This window comes from Marinifilum caeruleilacunae, from assembly GCF_013141825.1.
Taxonomy (GTDB): Bacteria; Bacteroidota; Bacteroidia; order Bacteroidales; family Marinifilaceae; genus Marinifilum; species Marinifilum caeruleilacunae.
Window position 1 is genome coordinate 1 of the sequence record NZ_RZNH01000074.1, and the last position, 4,392, is coordinate 4,392.

Genomic DNA, 4,392 nt, shown 5'->3' on the forward strand with positions numbered 1-4,392 from the left:
ATGTATCAAGTGTTGCATTATAGGAACGGATGTAATACGTAGCTCCGTCAACTGTAAAATCCTTGGTTGCATTGGAGTTTGTTTGGTCAGTTCCACTTGCACTTGTTTGCCAGTAGTAAACTTCATCTGCCGGTGGCGCCTGACGAGTAAGCGTGGTTACTCCATCTGCATAAGTSGCAGTTGGYGCTGCAGGAATGCCAGGGTTATTGTAAACCTCTACTGTTCCTGATTGGGCAGTACTCCATGTATCAAGTGTTGCATTATAGGAACGGATGTAATACGTAGCTCCGTCAACTGTAAAATCCTTGGTTGCATTGGAGTTTGTCTTATCAGTTCCACTTGCACTTGTTTGCCAGTAGTAAACTTCACCGGCAGGTGGGTTTTGATACGTAAGAGTAGTCACTCCATCATTATAACTTGCTGCTGGCGTAGGTGGAGCAGTTGGGTGATGGTATACGATTACATCACCCGATATTGCATCACTCCATGACATTGAAACAACACCTCTTGCTCGTAGATAATAAACTCCATTGTTTGTAAACTCTTTGGTTGCACTTGATGCAGCTACATCAGTACTAGTTCCTGTGGCACTGGTTTGCCAGTAGTATTCTACCTGAAATGGTGCAGTTGTTTTGGTTAGCGTCGTTTTACCATCTTCATAAACAATTGTAGGGGCATTGGGAACATCTGGATTATTTAATTCATTCCCAATTTGCATTAGGTTGAGAATTCCCAAATTATTGGAAGCATCCCGTACGTTAATGGTTCCCATTCGTGAATCTGAACCCGTATTGGGATCACAGGAAAAATCAAGACTTGTTCCACTTAATAAACTCGAATGCTCAATTGTTACCCATGAAGGCGCAGACACTAAGCTTAAAACTCCGGAAGTCCTTGTTACTGAATAATCTCCTCCTTCTCCATCAATGGTTTTATAGGGATTAGGAAAAATATCTGTTCCACTGCCTCCAGCATCTTGGATCATGGTAATGGTTCCCAATTCAAAGCTTGCTGTCCTTACAATTACCCTACCAGATCTTTGGCGTGAAAGACTATTGGCATCGCAGCTAAAGCGAAGAATGGTTTGACCTGAGTCCAACGTGGATGCATCTACATGTACCCAGCTATCTGAATTCATCACGGTCAAAGCTGCCGTATTGCTCCTGTTTACCGTATATGTTCCTCCTTCTGAATCTATCGTCACTGAAGATGGACTTAAAAAATTCCCGAATTGTGCGTGTATGGGTGCACATAGACTTAATAAGACACCCAGTACAATAATCTTATATATTATTCTCATATTGTTTTAAATTGAAGTTATTATTGAGGAAGTCCGCCAGTACCAGCAGCTTGCGTTACATTAATCGTCTTTTCTATTCCGCCACCACTTACAGTGATGATGCCATCTCTAGATGTTGTTTTGGGATTAATTTCACATTGAACCTGGAAGGTTCCATCATTACTACCCGTACTTGGTACTCCGGCTAACCAAGGTTTATTACTGGAAACTGTCCAATTTACATTAGAGTTTACGTTAACAGTAACCAAGGAATAATCTCCATTAACACTTAAATTGTTGCGTGACAAACTCAAGGTCGGAGCAGCATCCTGTTCAATCATTATAGTTTTTATTATTCCATCACCGGTAATTGTAACCGTTCCTTGTCTGGAACTAGTTATTGTAGTTGAATCACATTTAATTTGAAGAACTTGATCACCGGTTCCTGATTCAGGTATTACACTGATCCAACCTTTATCACTACTCACAAGCCAACTCACATTAGAAGTGACGTCAACATCCTTAGTTTCACCACTGTAGATACAGCTTAAGCTATTGGTAGAAACTTCTAAACTCGAAAAATTTACTTCCTTTTCGTAATTATAATGGTAGGTCTGTAATATATTGTCATTATTATCTTTTAAACAGGATAGTCTACCAAAATCGTCATACTCATAGATTGTACTCACTCCGTTTGTATCCGTCATGGAAGTCATTCCAATTAATGAAAGATATGAGTAGGTGGTTATAATAGCGTCTGGAACTGCCAATTTCAAGCTACTGTAATACTGTTGACTATTATAGTTAGCTGGTTTCGAATCGTATTCTTCTACATCATCATACGCAATTCCTTCAATTTTAGCCATTGGATAAATATTCTTATCATCCCATAGTATCACAACACTAATACCACTTTTGGTTTGGTATTGTAATACTCTACCAGCACTATTGTATTTTTCTATCTTGAAATCGAGATTATATTTATCATCATATTCTAATGCCCCTGCTTCATTTAAGTTTAAAGCATTGAAATTATTTATATCAACAGGAGTTTTATTGGTTAGAATTTGGGTTTCGAATGACTTTGCTAGATTACTTCCTACTTTTTTAAACTTAATCAGCTCAGATTTTATTACTTTCTGAACATTATTTTGTTTTACATATGTGATTTTCTCAAGAGGTTTAAAAATATTAGATTCTTGCATCTTATAAACTCCCCCTGTAAACTCATCAAACGGAAAACCTGGTAAATCATCACAACCCTCATCGCAAGTAGGACAATAACTAATACAATTATTGTATGCTTCCTCATCAAATTTATGCTGTTTCATACAGTCCAATTCACAGAGGATTTTTTCCTCCTCACAAAGTGTTTGTGCTTCCAAGCAATTTAAATATTCCTGATCTGAGTATTCGGCAATTATAGATTCAAAATTAAAATCTGTAGGATATAGATAATTTATTAATATTTCTTCCCCTACACTATTATGGCTAATTTTTTCTCTCAATAAGTTATAATTGCTCTCATAACTATAAGTTTGAAATGAATTTATTAGCTCAACACCAGCCTTGTCATATTGCTTTTGAGTTTTCTTAACTAGATTTATTGGATAAGAAAATAATTTATAAGTAGTTGATACTGCACCAGTTGTTGGGATCAATCCAACTACAAACATAGTTGTATCATTTGAAAATGAATACTCGTTTATATATTCTTGTATGCAGTTTTTTTCGACATTGAAAATTTTCTCTCCCAATAGAAGACCTCTTTCCCCTGATTTATCATTAGATCTGATACCATAGTAGTTATTATACAATTCCCTTTGTACCACATTTTCTTCATAAGACTCGTCTAATACCTCTTTATGGAAGTGATTAGTATTAGGATTTGACTCATAATCCGAATAATAGTAAACCCTATATTGAGAATTGTTTATAATTTCTACAACCTCTGAATAAGAAATATAGTTTTCATTGAAGTAATCTTTATAGAAACTTGAACTTTGTCCTCTACCAGCTTTAATTCTCCAGTAACCATCCTCATACAACCAGTAATACACGTACCTAGGCCAATCAAGTAATACTCCAGAACTTGCAGAAGCTTCACCAAACATAAAGTAATCCTTACGGTATTTAAATTCCCTTATGTTTAATTCTGATGTTCCATCAAAGTCTATAATTTTTTGAACCCTAGCCCCGCCTGCATCACCTGGAATTGAATTTAATTCAGCCAAAAAATTATTTTCACTTCTTCTTTCTAGACGGTATGAATAATCATGCCCTTCATAGTCAATCTTGGTATATCCTCCCGTTGGATACGTAATTTTCTTTAAAAGACCAACATTACAAAGAGATTTTTTAGGTTCTCTTTCATCCGAATCATAATGAAAATCTCCATCTTCAGTAATATGTGTTGTAGGAATTAAATTCGCTGTTTCATCGTTACCTCCATTGGAAAATCCCCAATAATCAATATTCCGTGTTAGAGGAGATGTAATTTTATCTAATTGATGATATTCGAAGTCATAAGTTCCTTTCACAATTCCTTTAATACCATTAATTTCTTCTATTTTTTCTAGAAACAATCTTTTATAAGCATTTCCTAAATAAGCATAATTAAAACGAAAACCTTTTTGATTAACATCATTGATGTCGATACTTTTTATTCTTAAATTTTTTTGATTACTTTTAAAATCGTAGGTATAATTCTCATAGAATTTGAATTCATTTTCTTCATATGTGAAGTTAACAATGATTTCTCCATCAATCTTTAAAGCTTCTGGATATGTAACTTTAGTATGATTATGAACATTGATTAAACTACTATTGCCTGACGATGTAACCAAAGTTTTTTTACCCCCTAATGGGTTAGTAAAAGTAGTGGTTTGCTCTTCCAAACTAAGTGTCTCGTTAACATATGCATTAAAGAGAAGATGATCTGTATCTGCAGATATATGCTCTTTAATGTATAACGTCAAAGCTAATTGGACAAATCGATACCTAAAATTAAGAGATACTTTTTTATCTAACAATAGGTGCATGATACTTAGCTAAAATGCCATGCATAACTATTGATTATAGAGAATTAGCCACGGTCATGGCTTCAGTTCCGG

Annotated in this window: 2 protein-coding genes; both read right to left on the reverse strand. The window is 35.2% G+C overall.

Annotated elements, in window-relative coordinates; translation table 11 throughout:
- Positions 1–1,300, reverse strand: a 1,300-nt coding sequence (locus ELS83_RS21420; protein WP_171597584.1) for a BACON domain-containing protein, incomplete at its 3' end; no start/stop codon positions are given.
- A gap of 20 nt (positions 1,301–1,320) precedes the next feature.
- Entirely contained in the window at positions 1,321–4,320 is a 3,000-nt protein-coding gene (locus ELS83_RS21425) for a BACON domain-containing protein (RefSeq protein ID WP_171597585.1), read from the reverse strand.
- Positions 4,321–4,392: the final 72 nt, after the last annotated feature.

Coding starts and splice junctions, on each gene's coding strand:
- ELS83_RS21425 (WP_171597585.1), bottom strand. CDS start 4,320: ATGCACCTATTGTTAGATAAAAAAGTATCTCTTAATTTTAGGTATCGA.